Here is a 20,262-nt window from a genome sequence, read left to right on the forward strand (position 1 = left end):
AGCAGGTACTGATCCGTTATCTTGGCCTGTAACGGATCAGGGGATGATGCTTCCTTGGTCGGCATCGCTCTCGTTGATCGGCTTTTTCTTGCCGGTCTTGTCGATGCTGACAAAGGTGATATTGGTTTCAAAAACCTGGGCAATGCTGCCGGTATCGCGGTCTTCACACGACACTTTGACATTGTAGGTTGCAGCTGTCTTGCCGAGCCTGGTCAGATTGGTGTCAAACTTCAGAATGGAGCCGAGTTTGATGCTCTGTTTGAACACCACATTATCAAGTCCGATCGTGACGAACTCATGGCCAGGAAACTGGAGATTGGCCGCGATATAGCCGATTTCGTCAATCCAATGCAGCAGATTGCCGCCGAATAAATAGCCGTAATGATTCAGATGTTCCGGTAAGACTAATTTGTAGTGATCCATCGTACGCCTCGTGTTTGTAAGAATGTCTGAAAGAATGGCTTTCTCTTCGTTATGGAAGACTATTTTACAAAGGACGGCGTTTAATGCGAGAAAATAATGTCCTTAAGGCTCATCTGACAGCAAGGCATCCAGTTTCTTTTGCTGTTCCAAGGTATAAAGATCGTCAAAACCGCCGACATGATAGTCGCCGATATAAATTTGAGGCACGGTCCGCCGCTGGGTTTTGCGCATCATTTCCTCTCTTAGTCCGGGCTGTTTATCGACATTAAGCTCAGTATAGCGAACCCCTTTTTTATCGAGCAGGCGCTTGGCCATAACACAGTAAGGGCAAAAGGTGGAGGTATAAATCAGTATTTCAGGCATATGTTTATTAATAATTGCTAATATAGTGTGCTATTTTATTCATTATCGGATTGTTGTTCAATGCCGAGCGCCAATGATAACTGTTTAATCAGTTCCAGGGCCGCCGCCTGAAGCGTATTGCCGAACGCAATAACGCCGTCTTCATGGCCCAGCATGGTAAACAGCGAAGCCTGCTGCAAGCTGCCCGATTGAAATAATTGCTCGACAGCCACCGTCATTTCAACCGTGCCGTAAGCGATATCGGCCGAAGTATGAGGCAGGTCAAGTGATTTGGTGTGGCGCCAGATTTCGGGGCTGTGTACGTGTATGACTGCTTGTATGGCAGGATCTTGTGCGTAGACACTGGCGTGCGTCAGCGATTCGGAAGATGGCTGGCAAAGCCCACGAGACTGGAGCCAATTTCTTTTAGGTTCCGCTTCAGTGACAAGGCAATAGTGCTTAGACTTTAAAAATTCGATGTGTCCGGTTTGAGTGCCGCTGATAATGAATTGACTGCTGCTGGGTTCCAGCCGCCGGCTAATATTGCCGAATCCGATGTTGTCATATCTATCAGCGCATTGCCCGATAAGGCCGAGTCGGAAAAGCACAGTACGCCAGGCATTGATCTCGGTTAATGACAACGCAGGATCGATCGGCTGCTGCGTATGGCTGAGCCGATATTTGATGACGCCTTCCTGTTCTTTCATCTTAGCGGAATGGTGGTTGTTCGAATCATGACACTATATACATCCGAGGCTATTATTTGAATAGGACTGCTGCGTATATTAGAAAATAAAATACGGAGACAGGACATTGTGTTATAAAATTACCAGTTTTGAATTTGAAGGCCGGATTTCTGGCGCTCATGAATAGTGGCTTAAATTATGCGATGTCCGTTCTGCGGGGCACAAGATACGCGTGTTATAGACTCCCGATTAGCGAATGAAGGCGATCAGGTTCGTCGTCGGCGCGAATGTATCGCCTGTAAAGAAAGATTCACGACCTATGAGGCGGCCGAGTTGACGTTGCCGCGTATTGTGAAGCGCAATGGCATTCGCGAGCCGTTCGAGGAAAATAAACTGCGTTCGGGCATGCTTCGCGCACTGGAGAAACGTCCGGTTGGCAGCGATGATATCGAGGCGGCCATCAACCGCATCAAAAGAGAATTGATGGCTAAAGGCGAGCGTGAAATTACGGCGCAGGAGCTCGGCGAGAAGGTCATGAAAGAGCTGAGTGTTCTCGATCACGTCGCTTTTGTGCGCTTTGCTTCCGTTTATCGCAGTTTTCAGGATGTCAGTGAATTTACTGACATGATTGAGCATCTACAGAAAAAATAAATGATTCGGTCAGCACAGCAGGACGCCATGTATATGGCACGAGCCATCGGTCTGGCTAAAAAAGGGCTTTATACGACCGATCCGAATCCGCGCGTCGGCTGCGTTTTGGTTAAAGATAACGTCGTCATAGGCGAAGGTTGGCACGCTAAAGCAGGCCAAGGCCATGCGGAAGTCGAAGCGTTAAAGGCGGCGTCCGATGCCAGAGGTGCGACTGCTTATGTGACGCTGGAGCCTTGCAGTCATCACGGCAGAACCCCGCCTTGCTGCGATGCGCTGATCAAAGCCGGCGTCAGTCGAGTCGTGGCGGCTATGCAGGACCCGAACCCATTGGTGGCCGGGCGCGGCCTGGAAAGGCTGAAAGCCGCCGGCATTGAAGTCAGCTGCGGCGTATTGGAGCAGGATGCGCAGGCGCTGAACCGCGGCTTCATCAAAAGAATGACTGAAAATCGCCCGTTTGTGCGCAGCAAGCTGGCGATGAGCCTGGACGGCCAGACCGCTATGGCATCGGGCGAAAGCAAGTGGATTACCTCGGCCGAGGCCCGATCCGATGTACATAAATTAAGGGCGCAAAGTTCGGCAATTCTGACCGGCATCAGTACTGTGCTGGCCGATGATCCCGCTTTGAATGCGCGCGTGGACGACGAAGTCGTGCAGCCTGTCAGAGTTATATTGGATTCGCAGTTGAAGATGCCGGCGGCAGCACGCATGGCGAGCCTGCCGGGGCGCAGTCTGATTTTAACCTGCTCGCAAGATGAACAGCGGCGGCAGACATTGCAGCAGGCCGGCTTCGAAGTTTATGGCTTGACTGAGAATAAAGGGCGGCTTGATCTGAATGCAGTTCTGGATTTTCTGGCAGGTCAGCAGATTAATGAAGTATTGGTAGAAGCGGGCTCCGTTCTGAATGGGGCTTTGCTGGCTGAAGACCTGGTCGACGAATGGATCGTTTATATGGCGCCGTGTGTTTTGGGCGATCAAGGCCGCGGATTATTTACCGTGCCGGGTATGCAGCAGATGAGTGACAAGAAGAATTTTCATCTGCGCGATGTCAGACAGGTAGGCCCGGATTTAAAATTAACACTTATATCGCAGTAATCAGGGGTATTCCATGTTTACAGGCATTATATTAGCCATCGGAAAAATAGCGGCCATCGAGCATCGGGCCGGCGATTGCCGATTCAAGATCAACACTGGCAAGTTGCCGCTTGATGGCGTCGCGCTGGGCGACAGCATCGCCGTTAACGGGGTGTGCTTGACAGCCATTGAACTGGGCAAGGATTATTTTTGCGCCGACGTATCCAATGAAACGCTGTCCAGAACATTATTGGGCGAAGCCGCAGTGGGTGCATCGGTTAATCTGGAACTGGCCTTGACGCCTTCAACGCGCATGGGCGGGCACATCGTCAGCGGGCACGTCGATGGCATTGGCAGGGTCATGGAAAAAAAGCCGGACGGACGCTCTTTCCGTTTTAAATTCAAGGCACCTGACAATCTGGCCAAATATATCGCCGAGAAGGGTTCCATTTGCATCAACGGCATCAGCCTGACAGTCAATGATGTGGATGGTGCCATGTTTGGCGTCAATATCGTGCCGCACACACTGAAGGAAACGACGCTGGGCGAGGCCGTGCCGGGAACCCGGGTCAATCTGGAAGTCGATTTGCTGGCACGCTATATGGAGCGCTTGATGAAAGGCGATTCGGCGGCAGCTGCCCAAGGCGGCGTGACAGAAGCATTGTTGCAGCAGGCGGGCTTTTTGGGCTAGAGGCATTAGTGAACACGATTGAAGAAATTATAGAAGATCTGCGTTTGGGCAAAATGGTCATCATTATGGATGATGAGGACCGTGAGAATGAAGGCGATCTGCTCATGGCGGCGGCATTCGCGCGTCCGGAAGATATCAACTTCATGGCCCGCTATGGCCGTGGTTTGGTTTGCCTGACTTTGACCAGCGAACGCTGTCAGCAGTTGCGCCTGCCGCTGATGGTCAATGAAAACAAGACCCCGCATTCGACCAATTTTACGGTGTCTATCGAGGCGGCAACGGGCGTGACCACAGGCATTTCCGCGGCCGACCGGGCGCGTACCGTACAATGTGCGGTCGCTGTCGATGCGAAAGCCGATGATCTGGTACAGCCCGGGCATATTTTTCCGATAATGGCCAAGCCCGGCGGCGTGTTGAACCGAGCAGGGCATACCGAAGCGGGCTGTGATCTGGCGCGCCTGGCCGGCGTGGAGCCGGCGGCCGTTATCGTCGAGATTCTCAATGAAGATGGCTCGATGGCCAGACGGCCGGACCTGGAGGTTTTTGCGAAACAGCATAACCTCAAGATCGGCACCATTGCCGACTTGATCCATTATCGTATCCAGCATGAAAACACCTTGGAGCGTATTAGTGAATGTGCTTTTCCCACAGAGTTCGGGGATTTCAGGCTTTACGCTTATCAGGATCGCAATGACAACAATGTGCATCTGGCATTGGTGATGGGACAGGTTTCGGGTGACGAGCCCGTTCTAGTCAGGGTTCATGCGCGCAATTTGCTCGATGATTTATTTGCGTCCAAGCGCAGCGGCGGCAGTGTTTCAATCCGCGAAGCCATGCAAAAAATAGCCGAGGAAGGGCGCGGCGTGCTGGTGGTCGTCAGGCAGAGCGAAGACAATAAATCCCTGGTGGAGCTGATTCACCGTTATCAATTGGAAGATCACGGCATTGCCAATGCCGGACTGGTTGCGGATGCCGTGGATTGGCGCACGACAGGCACGGGTTCGCGGATATTGGCGGATCTGGGCGTGCGCAAATTGAAAGTGTTAGGGACGCAAAAAAGATATGTCGGGCTGTCCGGATTTGATCTGGAAGTGGCCGAGCATGTCGGTATCGATGCCTGCGAAGGCGTCGTTTCAGAAAATAATGTTAATAATTTAGATTGAGAAACAAAATGTCGGCAATAAAGACTTATGAAGGCAATTTATCCGCCCAAGGCGGCAAATTTTGTATCGTGGCATCCCGTTTTAACAGTTTTATCGTTGAGCAGTTAGAAGCCGGTGCTATTGATGCGCTGGTACGCCACGGTGCGGCTAAGGCCGATATTGATCTGGTCAAGGCGCCCGGCGCATTTGAATTGCCCATGGTGGTTCAGCGTGTAGCGGCCGCCAAGAAATATGACGCGATTATTGCCATAGGTGCAGTAATTCGCGGCGGTACGCCGCATTTTGAATATGTGGCCGGTGAGTGCGTCAAGGGGTTAGCCAATGTTTCGCTGCAATATGATGTACCGGTTAGTTTTGGTGTGCTGACTGTCGATACGATAGAGCAGGCGATAGAGCGTGCAGGTACGAAAGCGGGCAATAAAGGCGCGGAAGCCGCCCTGTCTGCAATCGAAATGGTCAGTCTGTTCAAGAACCTGGAAATCTGATGAGTCAAGCGCGTACCAACGCCCGCAGAAGTGCTGTTCAGGCATTGTATCAATGGCAGATGACGGGACAGAATCTCAGTGAAATCGAGCGTCAGTTCCTGGAGGAAGAGCGGCTGAAAAATGCACAAAAAAGCTATTTCACCGAGCTATTCTTCGGCGTTCCTAAAAATCTGACTGTCATTGATCAGGCTTTGTCTGAATTTGTCGACCGTCCGGTCGACAAGATTGATCCGGTCGAAAGAGCTATTTTGCGCATCGGTGCTTATGAATTGATGTTTCGGCTGGATATGCCGTACCGGGTCGTTCTGAATGAAGGCATCAATCTGGCCAAGGATTTTGGCGCCGACGGCAGCCATAGATACGTTAACGGCATCCTCGATAAAGTGGCTCAAAAGCAAAGGCCGCTTGAGATTAAAGCCAAATCAGAAAGTAAAAAACCATAGTGCCTGTTTCGACAATCGTTCTTGACATTGCTCTGCCTCGGCAACTGCTCCATGCGTTGCTCTACCTCCTGCATCCCTGCAGTCGTCCTGCGTCTGACCGCCAGGGATGGCGGAAATGCCGGTCTGGTATGGAGCACTGACCGGCCATGCAGTCGTCAGAGTTTGCCCTGATTCGGCGTTTTTTCACTGACCAGCCGATAAAAAACCCGACTACGCGTTTGGGGGTTGGCGACGACTGCGCATTGATGGCTATTCCTGAAGGATATGAGTTGGCCATCACGACCGATACAATGGTCGAAAATGTGCATTTCTTTGCCGGAGCCGATCCCGAGCAGCTCGGCCATAAATTGCTGGCTGTTAATTTGAGCGATCTGGCCAGTATGGGCGCGCGGCCTGTTTCCGTGACGCTGGCGTTGACGTTGCCGAAAGTCGATGAGGACTGGCTGGCGGCTTTTGCCAAAGGCTTTTTGACATTGGCCGAGCGTTATTCGGTGGATCTGATCGGTGGCGATACGACGTCCGGTCCCTTGACGCTAACCGTGCAGGCCATGGGGCTGGTTCCTCGGGGGCAGGCGTTAAGGCGCTCGATGGCCAAGCCGGGCGATTTCATCTACATGACCGGCTGCCTGGGCGATGCGGGGCTGGGGCTGAAAATAAAGCAGGGCTATGACTGCGCAAACCCTGACGAGGCTTTAAAACGGTTCAATAAGCCGGATCCTGCTTGTGAACTTGGTCAGGCTTTGATCGGCATAGCCAATTCATGCATTGACTTGTCGGACGGTTTGGCCGGGGACTTGGGGCACATTCTGGAACAAAGCAATGTGGGGGCATGTCTGGATTGGGATGACTTGCCGCTGTCGCCGGCCGTACTGAGCTACATACGCGATACAGGTGACTGGCAGATGCCTCTTTGTGCAGGGGATGACTATGAGTTGTGTTTCACTGTATCCTCCGATAACGCAAGGCTGCTGCCTATCGGTTGCAGAAAAATCGGTGTGATTGAGTCTCAGCCTGGGTTGCGGCTTAACAAATCGGGTAATATTCAAGCATTGCGGGTAAAAAGTTTTGAGCATTTTTCTTAATACGCAACTCGGCAAAAACAAACTGACGCCGAAACAGGTTTTATCGGACCCGATTTTATTTCTGGCTTTTGGCTTCGGTTCGGGATTGGCAAGAAAAGCGCCCGGGACTTTAGGTACCTTGGCGGCTGTGCCTGTTTATTGGTTATTTGCCCAGGCCGATATTGTCGTTTACAGCTTCTTAACACTGATCGTGACTATCGCCGGCATAAGCATATGCGGCCGGGCAGCGGAAAAACTGGGTGAGCACGACTTCGGTGGCATAGTCTGGGACGAAGTGGCCGGTTATTTGATTACGATGTGGCTGGTCCCTTTGACATGGCAAACGCTGACGGCGGGTTTTGTCCTGTTCAGACTATTTGACATACTCAAGCCTTGGCCTATCAGCTGGGCCGACCGACGCATAAGTGGCGGTTTGGGCATCATGCTGGACGATGTATTAGCAGGCGTATTTGCCGCTGTAACTTTATTTCTGATCGCACATGGAGGTTGGATTTAAGCATGGGAATCAGCAAATTGACCTATAACGCTGTAAAATATAAAAAATAGGTTGCCAAATCCGAAAAAGTCTTTATAATACAATTATCAATCGCGGGGTGGAGCAGCTTGGTAGCTCGTCGGGCTCATAACCCGAAGGTCGTAGGTTCAAATCCTGCCCCCGCTACCACTTTTTTAGGAACCCCATTTATGGGGTTTTTTATTTTCTGGGCTTTGATAATTTAAAAGTCCGCTATTGATTGTTTATGGAAGAGCCTCTGGCTCTTTTTTTATGTGCGAAAATAAGCGAGGCAAAAATGAAACAGGCTCCTGAGCATTTGGTTAATCTAATCGAGCCAATTGTTGAAGGTTTAGGCTATGAATGTGTGGGCATTGAATATAATCCGCACCCTAAACATGGCCTGTTAAGAATTTATATCGATAGCGAGAACGGCATTCTGCTTGACGACTGCACGCGCGTCAGTCATCAAATCAGCGGTGTCCTTGATGTCGAGGATCCCATTCAAGGCAATTATCAATTGGAAATTTCTTCGCCGGGAGAGGACAGACCATTTTTTAAGATAAGTCAGTTCGAACGATATATCGGCAGCACGGTATTGGTAAATTTATTTAAACCCTTGGCTGGGCGTAGAAAAATTACAGGTCGGATTGAAAAAGTCACAGACGATATTGTTACGCTTCAGGAAGGTGATCAGGTTTTTGAGGTGCCATTTAGCGCAATGAGTAAAGCGCGTTTGGTTCCTGAGTATTTAATTGAAAAAGGAGGGCGCAGTGGCAAATAAAGAAATTTTGTTAGTAGTAGATGTTTTTTCTAATGAAAGGGATATTGAAAAAGAGATTGTTTTCCAAGCTATAGAATCAGCATTGGAAGCGGCCACTATCAAGCGTCATGCAAATCAGATCAAAGCCCGCGTCGTGATCGACCGGAAAACCGGCGATTATGTCACGTACCGGGGTTGGGAAGTCGTCGATGCCAACCCTAACATCAATGGCGACGTGGAGTTTCCGGAAACGCAGATTCCTTTGGAAGTCGCACAATTGGACAATCCTGACGTGCAGGTAGGCGATATTATTGAAGAGGAAATTGAGTCGGTTGATTTCGGGCGCATTGCCGCACAGACGGCCAAGCAGGTTATCATCCATAAGGTCAGGGAAGCCGAGCGCCGGAAAATTGTCGAAGCCTATAAAAGTCGTGTCGGTGAGTTGATTACCGGCGTTGTAAAGCGCATTGAAAAAGGCAGTGTTTATCTGGATCTGGGCGGGCATATAGAAGCTTATATTGCCAAGGAAGACATGATTCCGCGCGAATCCGTGCGCATCGGCGACAGGATCAGAGGCTATCTGAAAGATGTGCGTTCAGAGCCTCGGGGGCCGCAATTATTCGTCAGTCGGACCGCACCGGAATTGCTTATCGCATTATTCCGTCTTGAAGTGCCCGAAGCCGGCGAAGGCCTGATTGAAATTCTGGCGGCCGCGCGCGATCCAGGCTCCAGGGCTAAAGTGGCGGTAAAAAGCAACGACCCGCGCCTGGATCCGGTCGGCGCGTGCGTGGGCATGCGGGGTTCCAGGGTGCAGGCGGTTTCCAATGAGTTGGCCGGAGAGCGTGTTGATATCATCCTTTGGAATCAAAGTGATGCCCAATATGTCATTAATGCCATGTCGCCAGCTGAAATTCAATCCATCGTCATTGATGAAGACAAGCACAGCATGGATCTGGCCGTCAGTTCGGACAATCTGTCCCAGGCTATCGGTCGAGGGGGACAAAATGTCCGGTTGGCGACCCAGTTAACCGGATGGGAGTTAAACGTTATCGATGCATCCAAAGCTGAAGAAAAAAATGAAGCCGAAGAAGGCGAAATAAAACGTCTGTTTATTGAGCAGCTCGATATCGACGAAGAGATAGCAGCCATCCTGGTTGAAGAAGGCTTTAATACGATTGAAGAGGTGGCCTATGTTCCAGTCAGTGAAATGCTGGAAATTGAAGGGTTTGATGAAGAGCTCGTAAATGAGCTCAGAAGCCGGGCTAAAGATGCTTTACTGATTAGCGCCATTGCTTCAGAAGAAAAACTGGAAACAGCTGAACCGGCACAGGATCTGCTGGAAATGGAAGGCATGAATAGAGATCTGGCCTATGAAATGGCCAGTCAGGGCATTATCACGATGGATGACTTGGCGGAACAATCGGTGGACGATTTGCTGAAGTTTTCCGGGATAGATAAAGATCGGGCGGCAAAATTGATTATGAAGGCACGTGAGCCTTGGTTTGCCGAGGAAAAGGCGAGTAAGTAAGGGGTAGGAAATGAGCGATAAAACAGTACGGCATTTGGCTGAGGTAGTAAAAATACCTTTGGAACGATTATTAGAGCAGCTGAAAGAAGCAGGATTATCCGCTAGCGCCCCTGATGATGTCATTAGTGATGATGAAAAAATGCAGTTGCTGGCGCATTTGCGTAAGCGGCATGGCAAGTCTGACGGCTCCGACGAGGGAACGCCTAAACGCGTGACTTTGAAGCGCAGAAAAGTCAGTGAGCTTAAACAGGCGAGTGTGCCGGGTAGTGCGACCAAGACAATCAGTGTTGAAGTACGTAAAAAGAAGACGTATATCAAGCGCACCGAAGTTAGCGAAGCTGATGAGCAAAAAGAGCTGGAGCTGGCCAGACAGGCGCAGGAAGAGCAGCAAAGGCAGCTCGAGCGCGAGGAAGAAGCGCGCCGGAAGCAGGAGGAGCGCCTGAAGCAAGAGGAAGCCTTAAGGCAGGCCGAAGAGGCCCGTCTGCATGAAGAACAGACGAAAGCGGAGGCCGAAGCGCCTCAAAAGGCAGTCGATGAAAAGGCTGCAATTGAGCCGGAAGTTGTTGAAGCCGAGACTGAAGCTGAGCCGAAAGTTGTTGAAGCTAAGGCTGAAGTTGAGTCAGAGGCCGAGCCTGAAGCAGAGTTCGAGATTGAATATGATGCTTTAAAATTCAAAGAAGAAAAGAAGAATAAGCACGAAAAGCCCGGCAAAACAAAAGAAGCCGAAGATATCCGGAAAAAACAGGAAGAAAAGGAGCGTCGTCTTGAGGAATCCATTAAAAGAAATGCAGAAAAGGTAAGGCAGCAGGCCGCAGCGAAACAGGAAATGCTGCAACGGAAGAAAATACAGGAAGAGGGTGCTCGCGCCGGCGGTAAGGAAGGCAAACGCGGCAAGAAAAAAGGCGGCAAATTCGAACGAGCGGCTATGCCTGAAATCAGACATCAGTTCGAGATGCCGGTTGCGCCTATCGTGAAAGACGTCACAATACCTGAATCGATTATCGTTTCCGACCTCGCCCAGAAAATGAGCGTGAAGGCGGCCGAAGTGATCAAACAGTTGATGAAGCTGGGCATGATGGCGACGATCAACCAGAGCATAGATCAGGAAACAGCGGCCATTCTGGTTGAAGAAATGGGCCATAAAGCCATCATGCAAAGCGAAGATGATCTTGAGCGGGAAATGCTGGCTGAAGTCACAGCCGAGGATAACCGCGCTGCACTGCCACGGGCGCCTATCGTAACGATTATGGGGCACGTCGATCACGGTAAGACATCGCTGCTGGATTATATCCGCAAGACTCGCGTGGCTGCCGGTGAGGCAGGCGGTATCACTCAGCATATCGGTGCGTATCAGGTGAAAACCGATCATGGCTCGGTCACCTTTTTGGATACGCCGGGCCATGCCGCATTCACGGCCATGCGTGCGCGTGGCGCCGATGTGACCGACGTTGTTATTGTCGTCGTGGCTGCTGATGACGGTGTGATGCCGCAGACAAAAGAAGCGGTTGAGCATGCCAGAGCAGCCAATGTGCCGATTATCGTTGCGATCAATAAAATCGATAAGCCTGATGCCAACCCCGATAAGGTTATGCAGGAGTTGTCAGCTATCAACGTCGTGCCCGAAGAATGGGGCGGTGATGTGCAATTCCTGAAAATCTCGGCTAAAACGGGTGAGGGCATTGACGATTTGATCGAAGCCTTGATCGTGCAGGCGGAAATTCTGGAATTGACCGCACCGGTCGAAGGTGCGGCATCCGGTATTGTCATTGAATCAAGGCTCGATAAAGGCCGTGGTGCCGTGGCAACGGTGCTGGTGCAAAAAGGCACGCTGGAAAAAGGCCAGATCGTTCTGTGCGGCCATGAATTCGGCCGCGTCAGAGCCATGTTCAATGAGAACGGCAAGGCTATTAAAGAAGCCCTCCCGAGTACGCCCGTGGAAATTCTCGGTTTGTCGGGCACACCGAATGCCGGCGATGAATTTTTAGTCGTGCAAAATGAACGAATCGCCAGAGAATTGGCCGAACACCGTGAAGACAGAAGCAAGACCAGCCGCCATGCCGCGCAGCAGGCATCGAAACTGGATGAAGTCTTCTCGAAGATGACCAGCGGAGAAACCGCGAGCCTGAATCTGGTTATCAAGACTGACGTTCAGGGAAGCCTGGAGGCGTTGCGCGAATCCTTGATCAGTCTGTCAACGGAAGAGGTCGAGGTAAAGGTCGTTTATGGCGGCGTCGGCGGTATCAATGAAGGCGACGTCAACCTGGCGCTGGCTTCGGGCGCGATTCTGATGGGCTTTAACGTTCGTGCCGATGCCACAGCCCGGAAACTGATCGAAGAGAAAGGCGTTGATCTGCATTATTACAGCGTCATCTATGATGCGATTGATGAAGTCAAAAAATCCATCAGCGGCATGCTGGCGCCTGAAATCAAGGAACAGATTGTCGGTCTTGCCGAAGTTCGCGATGTCTTCCGGTCGCCTAAGTTCGGCGCTATCGCCGGCTGTATGGTTGTCGACGGCTATGTTAAGAGAAACCTGCCGATACGCGTGCTGCGCAACAATGTGGTTATCTACGAAGGACAACTGGAATCGCTGCGCCGCTTCAAGGAAGATGCGACTGAAGTCAAGATGGGCATGGAGTGCGGTATCGGTGTGAAAAACTACAACGATGTCAGAGTCGGCGATCAGATCGAGGTGTTTGAACGTATAGAAGTTAAACGGGAACTGTAATCCTTATGGCAAAAGAATTCGGTCGTAGCGCGCGCGTTTCATCGCAGATGCAGAAAGAACTTTCCTTGATTCTGCAACGGGATATTGATGACCCCAGGTTGGGCTTTATTACTATTAATGAAGTCGAAGTCAGCAAGGATCTGGCCGTGGCAAAGGTTTACGTTACGGTCCTGAATGCCGACGAGCAGGGCAAGCGCAACAATGTCAAATGGCTGAACGAGATGGCGCCTGTTATCCGGCATGAACTGGCCAAGAGGATGCGTTTAAGGCATATGTCCGAATTGCGTTTCTATTACGATGACTCGTTCGATACCGGCATGCGCGTTGCCGAGCTTTTAAGCGATCTGGATAAGAAAGACAAGGATTAGCCGGGAATGAGTAAACGCAAATCCGGGCGCAATGTCCACGGCATTCTGTTGCTGGACAAACGCCTGGGGGTTTCTTCAAACAAGGCCTTGCAGGAAGTCAGGCGTTTGTTTGACGCCAACAAAGCCGGGCATACCGGCAGCCTGGACCCACTGGCAACAGGTTTGCTGCCGCTGTGCTTCGGCGAGGCGACCAAGGTTTCGGCGCTAATGCTCGATGACGACAAACGTTACCAGACGCTGGTTCAGCTTGGCGTCATGACCGATACGGGCGACGCGGAAGGTCGGGTTCTTGAGACCAGGCCGGTGCCCGAGCTGACTGTCGATGCCATCAAAGCCTGTCTGAAAAAGTTCACCGGTGAAATCGATCAGGTGCCTCCGATGTATTCGGCTTTAAAGCACAATGGCAAAAAGCTCTATGAACTGGCTCGGGCCGGTGAAACCGTGGATCGGAAAGCCAGGCGCATCACGATATATGACTTGCAATTGCTGGATTTTTCAAAAGATCAGTTGAGACTGGATGTTCGCTGTTCGAAAGGCACCTATATCCGTTCGCTGGCGGAAGATATCGGCCACGAACTCGGCTGCGGCGGAACGGTAAAAGAGCTGCGCCGGCTGGAAGCCGGCCGGTTCAGTATTGAAAATGCCAAGACCCTGGAGCAGTTGGCCGAAATGGATGAGCAGGAACTGCAGCAATGCCTGATTGATGTCGATAAGCCTTTAGAGTTCATGCCTGCCGTGCAGTTGTCCGAGAGCGACGCAATTCGTATAAAGCAAGGGCAAACGCTCAAGATTGAAGAAGTCTTGCCCGGCATGGTGCGTATGTACCATGCCAAGGTTTTTTTGGGCTTGGGAGAAATGCTATTGGATGGTAAACTAGCGCCGAAAAAATTGTTCAATCTGAACGACGAGCCTGCCTGAATCGAACGGTTCCCAGGCTAAAAATTACACCTGTTTCTACCCCCTATCGTGGAGACAGGGTATTCATTAGTTGTCATAACAGGCAACTTTATTTTTAATTTTTTAATCTTAATAGGGATTATAAATGCCATTCACTGCAGAACAGAAAAAAGCAGTCGTAGAAGCTTATCGACTGTCAGAAAACGATACCGGTTCACCCGAAGTGCAAATTGCCTTGTTGACCGCACACATTACTCATTTAACACCGCACTTTGCAACCCACAAAAAAGACAACCATTCTCGTCGCGGTCTGCTGCGCATGGTTAATCAGCGTCGCAAGTTGCTGGATTATTTGAAAAATAAAGACGGTAATCGTTATCGTTCATTAATTGAGCGTCTAGGCTTACGCAAATAAAAAAGCAAAAAAAGAAACGGCACATAAGGTGCCGTTTCTGCTTTAGCAAGTCATGGATTGAATAAATCTTCAAATAACCTTTATACAAAGGAACCTTATAGTGAATCCTATTAGGAAAGAATTTCAGTACGGCGATCAGCTCGTAACATTAGAAACCGGTGAGATAGCCCGTCAAGCAGACGGCGCTGTTATGATCGATGTCGATGGCACCTCATTGCTGGTCACAGTCGTTGGGAAAAAAGAAGCTAATGGTGGCGATTTTTTCCCACTGACTGTTAATTATCAGGAAAAAACATACGCCGCCGGCAAAATCCCAGGCGGTTTCTTCAAGAGAGAAGGACGTCCTAGTGAAAAAGAGACTTTAACGTCTCGTTTAATCGATAGACCGCTCCGTCCTCTTTTTCCGGATGGTTATACGAACGAAGTTCAAATTATCGCTACTGTCGTGTCATTGAACCCGGAAGTTGATCCTGACATTCCAGCCTTACTGGGAGCTTCGGCCGCATTGGCTATTTCGGGATTGCCCTTTAACGGACCGGTAGGCGCTGCTTGCGTCGGCTACAAAGACGGCAGTTATTTATTGAATCCATCCCCTGCGGCATTAAAAGATTCCGAACTGGAACTGGTCGTCGCCGGTACTGCGAAAGCCGTTTTGATGGTTGAATCAGAAGCTCGCAACTTATCTGAAGAAGTCATGCTGGGCGCGGTTTTGTTCGGCCACGAACAAATGCAGACAGCCATCAATGCCATTAATGAATTCGCTCAACAAGCCGGCGCGGGCGTTGTTGAATGGGTAGCGCCCGAAGCCAATGCCGAGCTGGAAAGATTGGTAACGGCGGAAGTTGAAGAAGGCATTAAGGCGGCTTATCAGGTGCCTGAAAAACTGATCAGGCAAGAACAGTTGAAAGCTATCAGAAACGCGGCCGTTGAAAAGCTGACTGCTGAAGAACAATATGCGGAACAGGACATTCGCGCCATTATCGAACATCTGGAGAAAAAGATAGTCCGTAATTCCACTCTGGAAGGCAAACGTATCGATGGACGCGCTCTGGATTCAATTCGGCCGATCACAATCAGAACCGGCGTACTGCCTAGAACCCATGGTTCCGCCTTGTTTACGCGCGGCGAGACGCAGGCTTTAGTGGTCGCGACCCTGGGTACTCAACGCGATGCGCAAATTATTGATGCGCTGTCCGGCGAGTACAAAGAGCAGTTCATGCTGCATTACAATTTTCCTCCGTTCAGCGTCGGCGAAACCGGTTTTGTCGGTTCGCCAAAACGGCGTGAGATCGGCCATGGCCGTTTATCGAAGCGCGGTGTTCAGGCGGTTCTGCCTAATATGGATGAGTTTCCATACGTGATTCGCGTCGTCTCCGAAATCACCGAGTCAAACGGTTCAAGCTCCATGGCTTCCGTTTGCGGCAGCAGTCTGGCATTAATGGATGCGGGTGTGCCTATTGCGTCACCGGTAGCCGGTATTGCCATGGGCCTGATCAAGGAAGGCGACAGCTTTGCAGTGTTGTCCGATATCATGGGCGATGAAGATCACCTGGGCGACATGGATTTCAAAGTGGCCGGTTCCGAGAGCGGCATTACTGCATTGCAAATGGATATCAAAATCGACGGTATTACCGCCGAAATCATGAAGACGGCTCTGGAACAGGCAAAACGCGGTCGCCTGCATATTCTGGGCGAAATGAACAAGGCGCTGTCTACAACGCGCGAGCAGATGTCCGATTATGCGCCACGCATCATTACCTTCAAAATTGATCCCAGCAAGATCCGTGAAGTCATCGGCAAAGGCGGGGCGACGATCCGCGGTATTACCGAGCAAACCGGGGCAAGCATCGATTTGACTGACGACGGTCTCGTCAAGATTGCTTCGGTTGACAAGGCGGCTGGCGAAGAAGCGCGCCATCTGATCGAGGAAATCACGGCTGAAGTGGAAGTAGGCAAAGTTTATGAAGGCAAAGTCGTTCGCTTAATGGATTTCGGCGCTTTCGTAACGATACTGCCCGGTAAAGACGGCTTGGTACACATCTCGCAAATTTCGGACGAGCATGTCGATAAAGTCAGCGACAGATTGTCTGAGGGCGATGTGGTCAGAGTGAAAGTGCTCGAGATCGACCGTCAAGGCAGAGTCAGACTCAGTATGAAAGAAGCGGACAAAGAATAATATATTCTGCTGCTATAAGAGAGAAAGGGCCGTTAAGGCCCTTTTTTGTAAGCATGAAATTAACAAAAATATTCGATCAAGAGTGCCGGCAGTGTAAAAGGCTGAATGAATTTCTGCTGGAAGTTAAGCAGAACTATCCAGGCTATCACGCCCGCCCGGTGGCGCCGTTTGGCGATCCCGATGCCCGGTTGCTGATTGTTGGCCTAGCGCCCGGCATGCATGGCGCCAATGCAACCGGCCGGCCGTTTACAGGAGATTATGCGGGGCTGCTGTTGTATGAGGCGTTGTATGAATTCGGTTTCAGCAATCAGCCCATATCCAAATCATTAGCTGATGGCCTGGAGCTCAAAAATTGCCGCATAACCAATGCCGTGAAATGCCTGCCTCCGCAAAACAAGCCGACGAGCGCGGAAATAGCGCTATGCAACAATTTTCTGGCCGCCGAGTTAAAAACACTGCCGCAAGGCGCAGTCATACTGGCGCTGGGGACTATAGCGCATCAGGCGGTATTGAAAGCCTATGGATTGAAACTGAATAGCTCGAAATTTGGTCATAATATATTGCACGCATTGCCGGGCGGGCGAATGATGATCGATTCGTACCATACCAGCCGCTATAACGTGCAGACGAACAGGCTGACAAAAGCGATGTTTGCCGATATTTTTCGTACGATTGGGACATTATTGGATAGAGAGTGAATGTTGAGATTTCTGAAAATGCTTTTGATGTAAAAGCGTTTTTAAAAAGCCTGACCACGCGTCCTGGCATTTACAAAATGCTCAATAAGGAAGGCGAGATTATTTATATCGGTAAGGCTAAAAACCTGAAAAACCGCGTTTCCAGTTACTTCAAGCCGCAAACAGCCTCGCCCAAGCAGCAGGCCATGGTCGCCAGAGTGGCTGCCATCGAAGTGACTGTCACGCATACCGAAGGCGAGGCTTTATTGCTGGAATGCCAGCAGATCAAACGGTATAAGCCTCGCTATAATATCTGCTTAAGGGACGATAAATCCTATCCTTATATTTTTCTGTCCACTGAGCAGGATTTTCCGCGCATCACCTTGCATCGCGGCGCAAAGAACAAGCGTGGTCGCTATTTCGGTCCTTATCCCAGCGCCGGCGCCGTCAGGGAAACGCTGAAGCTGCTGCAAAAGATATTTCCGGTCCGGCAATGTGAGGACTCCGTCTATAACAACCGGATTCGGCCTTGCCTGCAGTATCAGATAGAGCGCTGTACCGGGCCGTGCGTGGGGTTGGTTGACAAATCGGCCTACGGCCAGGATGTAGACAGCACGATCCTGTTTTTGGAGGGCAAGGGTAGCCTGCTGATCGACCAGCTGGTGGCCAAGATGGAGAAGGCGGCTGCCGAGCTTGACTATGAGCAGGCTGCCATCTACAGAGACCAGATTTTGAAATTGCGCTCCGTGCTGGAAAAGAACTTCGTCCATGGCGAGCGCGGCGATGTCGACATCATCGCCTGTGCCAGCAAGGCAGGCGTGGCCTGCATCCAGGTATTTTTTATCCGTAACGGGCAGCATCTGGGCAATAAGCTGTTTTTCCCGAAAATAACCGATGAACATGACCCGGCCAGCATTCTGCAGGCGTTTATTCCGCAATATTATCTGGAGAGGCAAGCGCCTTATGAATTGATCGTCAGCCATGAGTTGGAAGAAACCGATCTGTTGGCGGAAGTGTTGGCCAGCCAAGCCAAGCATGCCGTCAATATTTCTCCCAGAGTCAGAGGAGAGCGTTTAAAATGGCTGCAAATGGCCTGCGCGAATGCAGAAAATGCATTGCTGAGCAAATTGTCGGATAAACAGGGGCTTTACGCCCGGTTTCTCAGTCTGCAGGAAGAGCTTGGCTGCACGGAGTTGCCCAGACGTCTGGAGTGCTTTGACATCAGTCATACCCAGGGCGAACAGACGGTTGCATCCTGCGTTGTTTTTGATAGGGAAGGTCCGGTAAAATCAGCGTACCGCCGTTTCAATATCGAAGGGATAGCCGGGGGCGATGATTATGCCGCTATTCATCAGGCCGTATTCAGACGCTTTAAACGGCTGAAGCAAGGAGAGCATATGGCGCCTGACATATTATTTATCGACGGCGGCAAAGGACAGGTGCATGCTGCCCAAAAGGCATTAGCGGAATTAGACATAAACAATGTTATGATAGTGGGTATTTCGAAAGGACCGGACAGAAAACCCGGCATGGAAAAACTGATTCTGGTTGATCAGGATCAGCCCATTGATATGACGCCTGGCGCTAGCGGTTTATTGTTGATCCAACACATTCGCGATGAAGCGCACCGGTTTGCGATAACAGGACACAGGCAGCGTCGAGGTAAAGCAAAAAAACAGTCGGTATTGGAAACCATTCCAGGATTGGGGCCTAAGCGGCGGCAGATTTTATTGAAACAGTTTGGGGGGCTGCAAGGCATTTCACGGGCGGGCGTGGATGCACTTTGCAGCATAGATGGCATAAGCCAGCAATTAGCACAACGAATTTACGAACTATTCCATCATCAAGATGACATTTAACTTACCGACAGCGCTTACCCTGTTAAGAATTATATTAATTCCTTTGTTAGCAGTTATTTTTTATCTGCCCTGGCAATACTCCAACCTGGCCTGTACGTTGATTTTTATTGTTGCGGGCGTTACGGACTGGCTGGATGGTTATCTGGCCAGAAAAATGGCTCAAGAAACGCCCTTCGGCGCTTTCCTGGATCCGGTGGCCGATAAGCTGATGGTGGCTATTGTCCTGGTGCTGATTGTTCAGCAGCAGCCAAATCCCTACATGGCTATTGCCGCCGCCGTTATCATCGGCAGGGAAATAACGATTGCTTCATTGAGAGAATGGATGGCGGAAATCGGCAAGCGTGCAAAAGTCAAGGTTTCCCAACTAGGCAAATGGAAAACAACTGCGCAAATGTTGGCCATTACTTTATTGTTGTATCATGAGGATCTGGCCGGCATTCCAGTAAACATTGCAGGGTATGTTCTCCTGTATATTGCCGTATTATTAACACTGTGGTCTATGGTTAATTACTTAAGGGCTGCGTTGACAGCTATCGCGGAGCAGTAGCTATGCTGCGAGTCCGGGTAAATCCTTGGATTATTTAACATATGAGATACAGCACATTGAATTCGCTGTGAAAGAAGAAAATGGATAAGGAAAAAGAAAACATACAGCTAAAGTCTGAAACACAGGATGAAATATTACTGGCGGCTTTGAAACTATTTGCCGAAAAAGGTTATTTCAATACTTCGTTGACAGACATTAAAGATGCGGCAGGCATAAAAACCACGAGCGGCATTTATCAGCATTTTAAAAACAAACAAACGATTGCCTCGGCGTTGTATGCCAATATTTTCGACAGCTTGAACATATCCATCGACGATATCCGGCGCAGAAATAAAAAATCATCGGAGCAATTGCGCGAAATCGTCGATTTGCTGTTCAGGCTGACTACTGAAGCGCCCGATGTGATGCAATTTCTGCTGGTCTTAAAAATCCATGAATTTTTGCCGGAAGAAAAGCCCTTGCTGGAAACGGCGCCTTTCTCAAAGATTGTCAAGATCATTCAGGCCGGCATTAAGGCCGGGGAAATACGTAATATGGATCCGGTTCTTGCCTATGCGTTTTTTTTCGGCATCATCAATCAGACCTTGCGTCTGCTGTTGACCGGCGCCCTGGACAAGAAACCCGAAGTCTACCAATCGCAGGCATGGCTGGCGGCCTGGAACGCGATCGCCAAGAAATGACCGGATTCTGTTACTTTTTTCAGCATAAAGATGGGTGATGTTGTTCAGTTTAAACGGCCGAAAGTATCGCTACTGCATAAAGGCAATACCTTAT

The 20,262-nt window shown here is 50.3% G+C and carries 22 protein-coding genes and 1 tRNA gene; 20 read left to right on the top strand and 3 right to left on the bottom strand.

The window, feature by feature from the left end; translation table 11 throughout:
* Positions 1–36: 36 nt before the first annotated feature.
* The 3 genes from V2P20_RS09745 to V2P20_RS09755 all read right to left on the bottom strand — a co-directional run bounded on the left by V2P20_RS09745 (position 37) and on the right by V2P20_RS09755 (position 1,472).
* Positions 37–423 carry a hotdog domain-containing protein gene (locus V2P20_RS09745; protein ID WP_331818013.1) on the bottom strand — a complete coding sequence of 129 codons (387 nt, stop codon included), beginning with the start codon at positions 421–423 and terminating at the stop codon, positions 37–39.
* A gap of 102 nt (positions 424–525) precedes the next feature.
* A complete protein-coding gene (grxC, locus tag V2P20_RS09750; protein WP_331818014.1) occupies positions 526–786 on the bottom strand; it encodes a glutaredoxin 3 in 261 nt (86 codons plus the stop codon).
* A gap of 35 nt (positions 787–821) precedes the next feature.
* Positions 822–1,472 (bottom strand): class II aldolase/adducin family protein, encoded by a 651-nt coding sequence (locus tag V2P20_RS09755; protein WP_331818015.1) that lies wholly within the window; start codon positions 1,470–1,472, stop codon positions 822–824.
* Between the two features lie 177 nt (positions 1,473–1,649).
* Between V2P20_RS09755 and nrdR the strand changes: the two genes are divergently transcribed.
* The 20 genes from nrdR (at position 1,650) to V2P20_RS09855 (ending at position 20,168) form a co-directional block, all read left to right on the top strand.
* Entirely contained in the window at positions 1,650–2,102 is a 453-nt protein-coding gene (gene nrdR / locus V2P20_RS09760; RefSeq protein WP_331818016.1) for a transcriptional regulator NrdR, read from the top strand.
* Positions 2,103–3,194, top strand: coding sequence for a bifunctional diaminohydroxyphosphoribosylaminopyrimidine deaminase/5-amino-6-(5-phosphoribosylamino)uracil reductase RibD (ribD, locus tag V2P20_RS09765; RefSeq protein ID WP_331818017.1), 1,092 nt, complete (start codon positions 2,103–2,105; stop codon positions 3,192–3,194). It begins immediately after the preceding gene.
* Positions 3,195–3,207: 13 nt separating this feature from the next.
* On the top strand, positions 3,208–3,864 hold the full coding sequence (locus V2P20_RS09770; RefSeq protein WP_331818018.1) for a riboflavin synthase: 657 nt from the start codon (positions 3,208–3,210) through the stop codon (positions 3,862–3,864).
* 8 nt (positions 3,865–3,872) lie between these two features.
* The gene (gene ribBA, locus V2P20_RS09775; RefSeq protein ID WP_331818019.1) at positions 3,873–5,027 is read left to right on the top strand and encodes a bifunctional 3,4-dihydroxy-2-butanone-4-phosphate synthase/GTP cyclohydrolase II; all 1,155 of its coding nucleotides are present in this window, start codon (positions 3,873–3,875) and stop codon (positions 5,025–5,027) included.
* 8 nt (positions 5,028–5,035) lie between these two features.
* Positions 5,036–5,512, top strand: a complete 477-nt coding sequence (gene ribE / locus V2P20_RS09780; RefSeq protein WP_331818020.1) for a 6,7-dimethyl-8-ribityllumazine synthase — start codon at positions 5,036–5,038, stop codon at positions 5,510–5,512.
* A complete protein-coding gene (gene nusB / locus V2P20_RS09785) occupies positions 5,512–5,955 on the top strand; it encodes a transcription antitermination factor NusB (protein ID WP_331818021.1) in 444 nt (147 codons plus the stop codon). The genes ribE and nusB overlap by 1 nt, the downstream gene beginning before the upstream one ends.
* A 146-nt stretch (positions 5,956–6,101) precedes the next feature.
* Positions 6,102–7,037, top strand: coding sequence for a thiamine-phosphate kinase (gene thiL, locus V2P20_RS09790; RefSeq protein ID WP_331818022.1), 936 nt, complete (start codon positions 6,102–6,104; stop codon positions 7,035–7,037).
* The gene (locus V2P20_RS09795) at positions 7,021–7,533 is read left to right on the top strand and encodes a phosphatidylglycerophosphatase A (RefSeq protein WP_331818023.1); all 513 of its coding nucleotides are present in this window, start codon (positions 7,021–7,023) and stop codon (positions 7,531–7,533) included. Before thiL ends, V2P20_RS09795 begins: the two co-directional genes overlap by 17 nt.
* A gap of 91 nt (positions 7,534–7,624) precedes the next feature.
* Positions 7,625–7,701: transfer RNA gene (locus tag V2P20_RS09800), tRNA-Met, on the top strand.
* 127 nt (positions 7,702–7,828) lie between these two features.
* A complete protein-coding gene (gene rimP, locus V2P20_RS09805) occupies positions 7,829–8,314 on the top strand; it encodes a ribosome maturation factor RimP (protein WP_194969101.1) in 486 nt (161 codons plus the stop codon).
* Positions 8,304–9,821 carry a transcription termination factor NusA gene (gene nusA / locus V2P20_RS09810; RefSeq protein ID WP_331818024.1) on the top strand — a complete coding sequence of 506 codons (1,518 nt, stop codon included), beginning with the start codon at positions 8,304–8,306 and terminating at the stop codon, positions 9,819–9,821. Before rimP ends, nusA begins: the two co-directional genes overlap by 11 nt.
* Positions 9,822–9,831: 10 nt before the next feature.
* Positions 9,832–12,549, top strand: coding sequence for a translation initiation factor IF-2 (gene infB, locus V2P20_RS09815; protein WP_331818025.1), 2,718 nt, complete (start codon positions 9,832–9,834; stop codon positions 12,547–12,549).
* A 5-nt stretch (positions 12,550–12,554) separates the two neighbouring features.
* Positions 12,555–12,917 (top strand): 30S ribosome-binding factor RbfA, encoded by a 363-nt coding sequence (gene rbfA, locus V2P20_RS09820; protein WP_194969066.1) that lies wholly within the window; start codon positions 12,555–12,557, stop codon positions 12,915–12,917.
* 6 nt (positions 12,918–12,923) lie between these two features.
* Positions 12,924–13,835 (top strand): tRNA pseudouridine(55) synthase TruB, encoded by a 912-nt coding sequence (truB, locus tag V2P20_RS09825; RefSeq protein ID WP_331818026.1) that lies wholly within the window; start codon positions 12,924–12,926, stop codon positions 13,833–13,835.
* 124 nt (positions 13,836–13,959) lie between these two features.
* Entirely contained in the window at positions 13,960–14,229 is a 270-nt protein-coding gene (gene rpsO, locus V2P20_RS09830) for a 30S ribosomal protein S15 (RefSeq protein ID WP_194969064.1), read from the top strand.
* A 100-nt stretch (positions 14,230–14,329) separates the two neighbouring features.
* Positions 14,330–16,405 carry a polyribonucleotide nucleotidyltransferase gene (pnp, locus tag V2P20_RS09835; protein WP_331818027.1) on the top strand — a complete coding sequence of 692 codons (2,076 nt, stop codon included), beginning with the start codon at positions 14,330–14,332 and terminating at the stop codon, positions 16,403–16,405.
* Positions 16,406–16,458: 53 nt separating this feature from the next.
* Positions 16,459–17,103, top strand: coding sequence for a uracil-DNA glycosylase (locus V2P20_RS09840; protein WP_331818028.1), 645 nt, complete (start codon positions 16,459–16,461; stop codon positions 17,101–17,103).
* Positions 17,100–18,941, top strand: coding sequence for an excinuclease ABC subunit UvrC (gene uvrC / locus V2P20_RS09845; RefSeq protein ID WP_331818029.1), 1,842 nt, complete (start codon positions 17,100–17,102; stop codon positions 18,939–18,941). The genes V2P20_RS09840 and uvrC overlap by 4 nt, the downstream gene beginning before the upstream one ends.
* Complete coding sequence (gene pgsA / locus V2P20_RS09850) at positions 18,931–19,488, top strand: CDP-diacylglycerol--glycerol-3-phosphate 3-phosphatidyltransferase (RefSeq protein WP_331818030.1); 558 nt, start codon at positions 18,931–18,933, stop codon at positions 19,486–19,488. Before uvrC ends, pgsA begins: the two co-directional genes overlap by 11 nt.
* A gap of 80 nt (positions 19,489–19,568) precedes the next feature.
* Positions 19,569–20,168 (top strand): TetR/AcrR family transcriptional regulator, encoded by a 600-nt coding sequence (locus tag V2P20_RS09855; RefSeq protein ID WP_331818031.1) that lies wholly within the window; start codon positions 19,569–19,571, stop codon positions 20,166–20,168.
* Positions 20,169–20,262: the final 94 nt, after the last annotated feature.

Origin of the sequence: Methylobacter sp. Wu1, assembly GCF_036553575.1 — a bacterium.
In the GTDB taxonomy this organism is placed as follows: Bacteria; Pseudomonadota; Gammaproteobacteria; order Methylococcales; family Methylomonadaceae; genus Methylobacter.

Excerpts from the sequence above, each read along its gene's own strand:
- V2P20_RS09745 (WP_331818013.1), bottom strand. The coding sequence starts at position 423 with ATGGATCACTACAAATTAGTCTTACCGGAACATCTGAATCATTACGGC.
- grxC (WP_331818014.1), bottom strand. The coding sequence starts at position 786 with ATGCCTGAAATACTGATTTATACCTCCACCTTTTGCCCTTACTGTGTT.
- V2P20_RS09755 (WP_331818015.1), bottom strand. The coding sequence starts at position 1,472 with ATGAAAGAACAGGAAGGCGTCATCAAATATCGGCTCAGCCATACGCAG.
- nrdR (WP_331818016.1), top strand. The coding sequence starts at position 1,650 with ATGCGATGTCCGTTCTGCGGGGCACAAGATACGCGTGTTATAGACTCC.
- ribD (WP_331818017.1), top strand. The coding sequence starts at position 2,103 with ATGATTCGGTCAGCACAGCAGGACGCCATGTATATGGCACGAGCCATC.
- V2P20_RS09770 (WP_331818018.1), top strand. The coding sequence starts at position 3,208 with ATGTTTACAGGCATTATATTAGCCATCGGAAAAATAGCGGCCATCGAG.
- ribE (WP_331818020.1), top strand. The coding sequence starts at position 5,036 with ATGTCGGCAATAAAGACTTATGAAGGCAATTTATCCGCCCAAGGCGGC.
- nusB (WP_331818021.1), top strand. The coding sequence starts at position 5,512 with ATGAGTCAAGCGCGTACCAACGCCCGCAGAAGTGCTGTTCAGGCATTG.
- thiL (WP_331818022.1), top strand. The coding sequence starts at position 6,102 with ATGCAGTCGTCAGAGTTTGCCCTGATTCGGCGTTTTTTCACTGACCAG.
- rimP (WP_194969101.1), top strand. The coding sequence starts at position 7,829 with ATGAAACAGGCTCCTGAGCATTTGGTTAATCTAATCGAGCCAATTGTT.
- infB (WP_331818025.1), top strand. The coding sequence starts at position 9,832 with ATGAGCGATAAAACAGTACGGCATTTGGCTGAGGTAGTAAAAATACCT.
- rbfA (WP_194969066.1), top strand. The coding sequence starts at position 12,555 with ATGGCAAAAGAATTCGGTCGTAGCGCGCGCGTTTCATCGCAGATGCAG.
- truB (WP_331818026.1), top strand. The coding sequence starts at position 12,924 with ATGAGTAAACGCAAATCCGGGCGCAATGTCCACGGCATTCTGTTGCTG.
- rpsO (WP_194969064.1), top strand. The coding sequence starts at position 13,960 with ATGCCATTCACTGCAGAACAGAAAAAAGCAGTCGTAGAAGCTTATCGA.
- V2P20_RS09840 (WP_331818028.1), top strand. The coding sequence starts at position 16,459 with ATGAAATTAACAAAAATATTCGATCAAGAGTGCCGGCAGTGTAAAAGG.
- pgsA (WP_331818030.1), top strand. The coding sequence starts at position 18,931 with ATGACATTTAACTTACCGACAGCGCTTACCCTGTTAAGAATTATATTA.
- V2P20_RS09855 (WP_331818031.1), top strand. The coding sequence starts at position 19,569 with ATGGATAAGGAAAAAGAAAACATACAGCTAAAGTCTGAAACACAGGAT.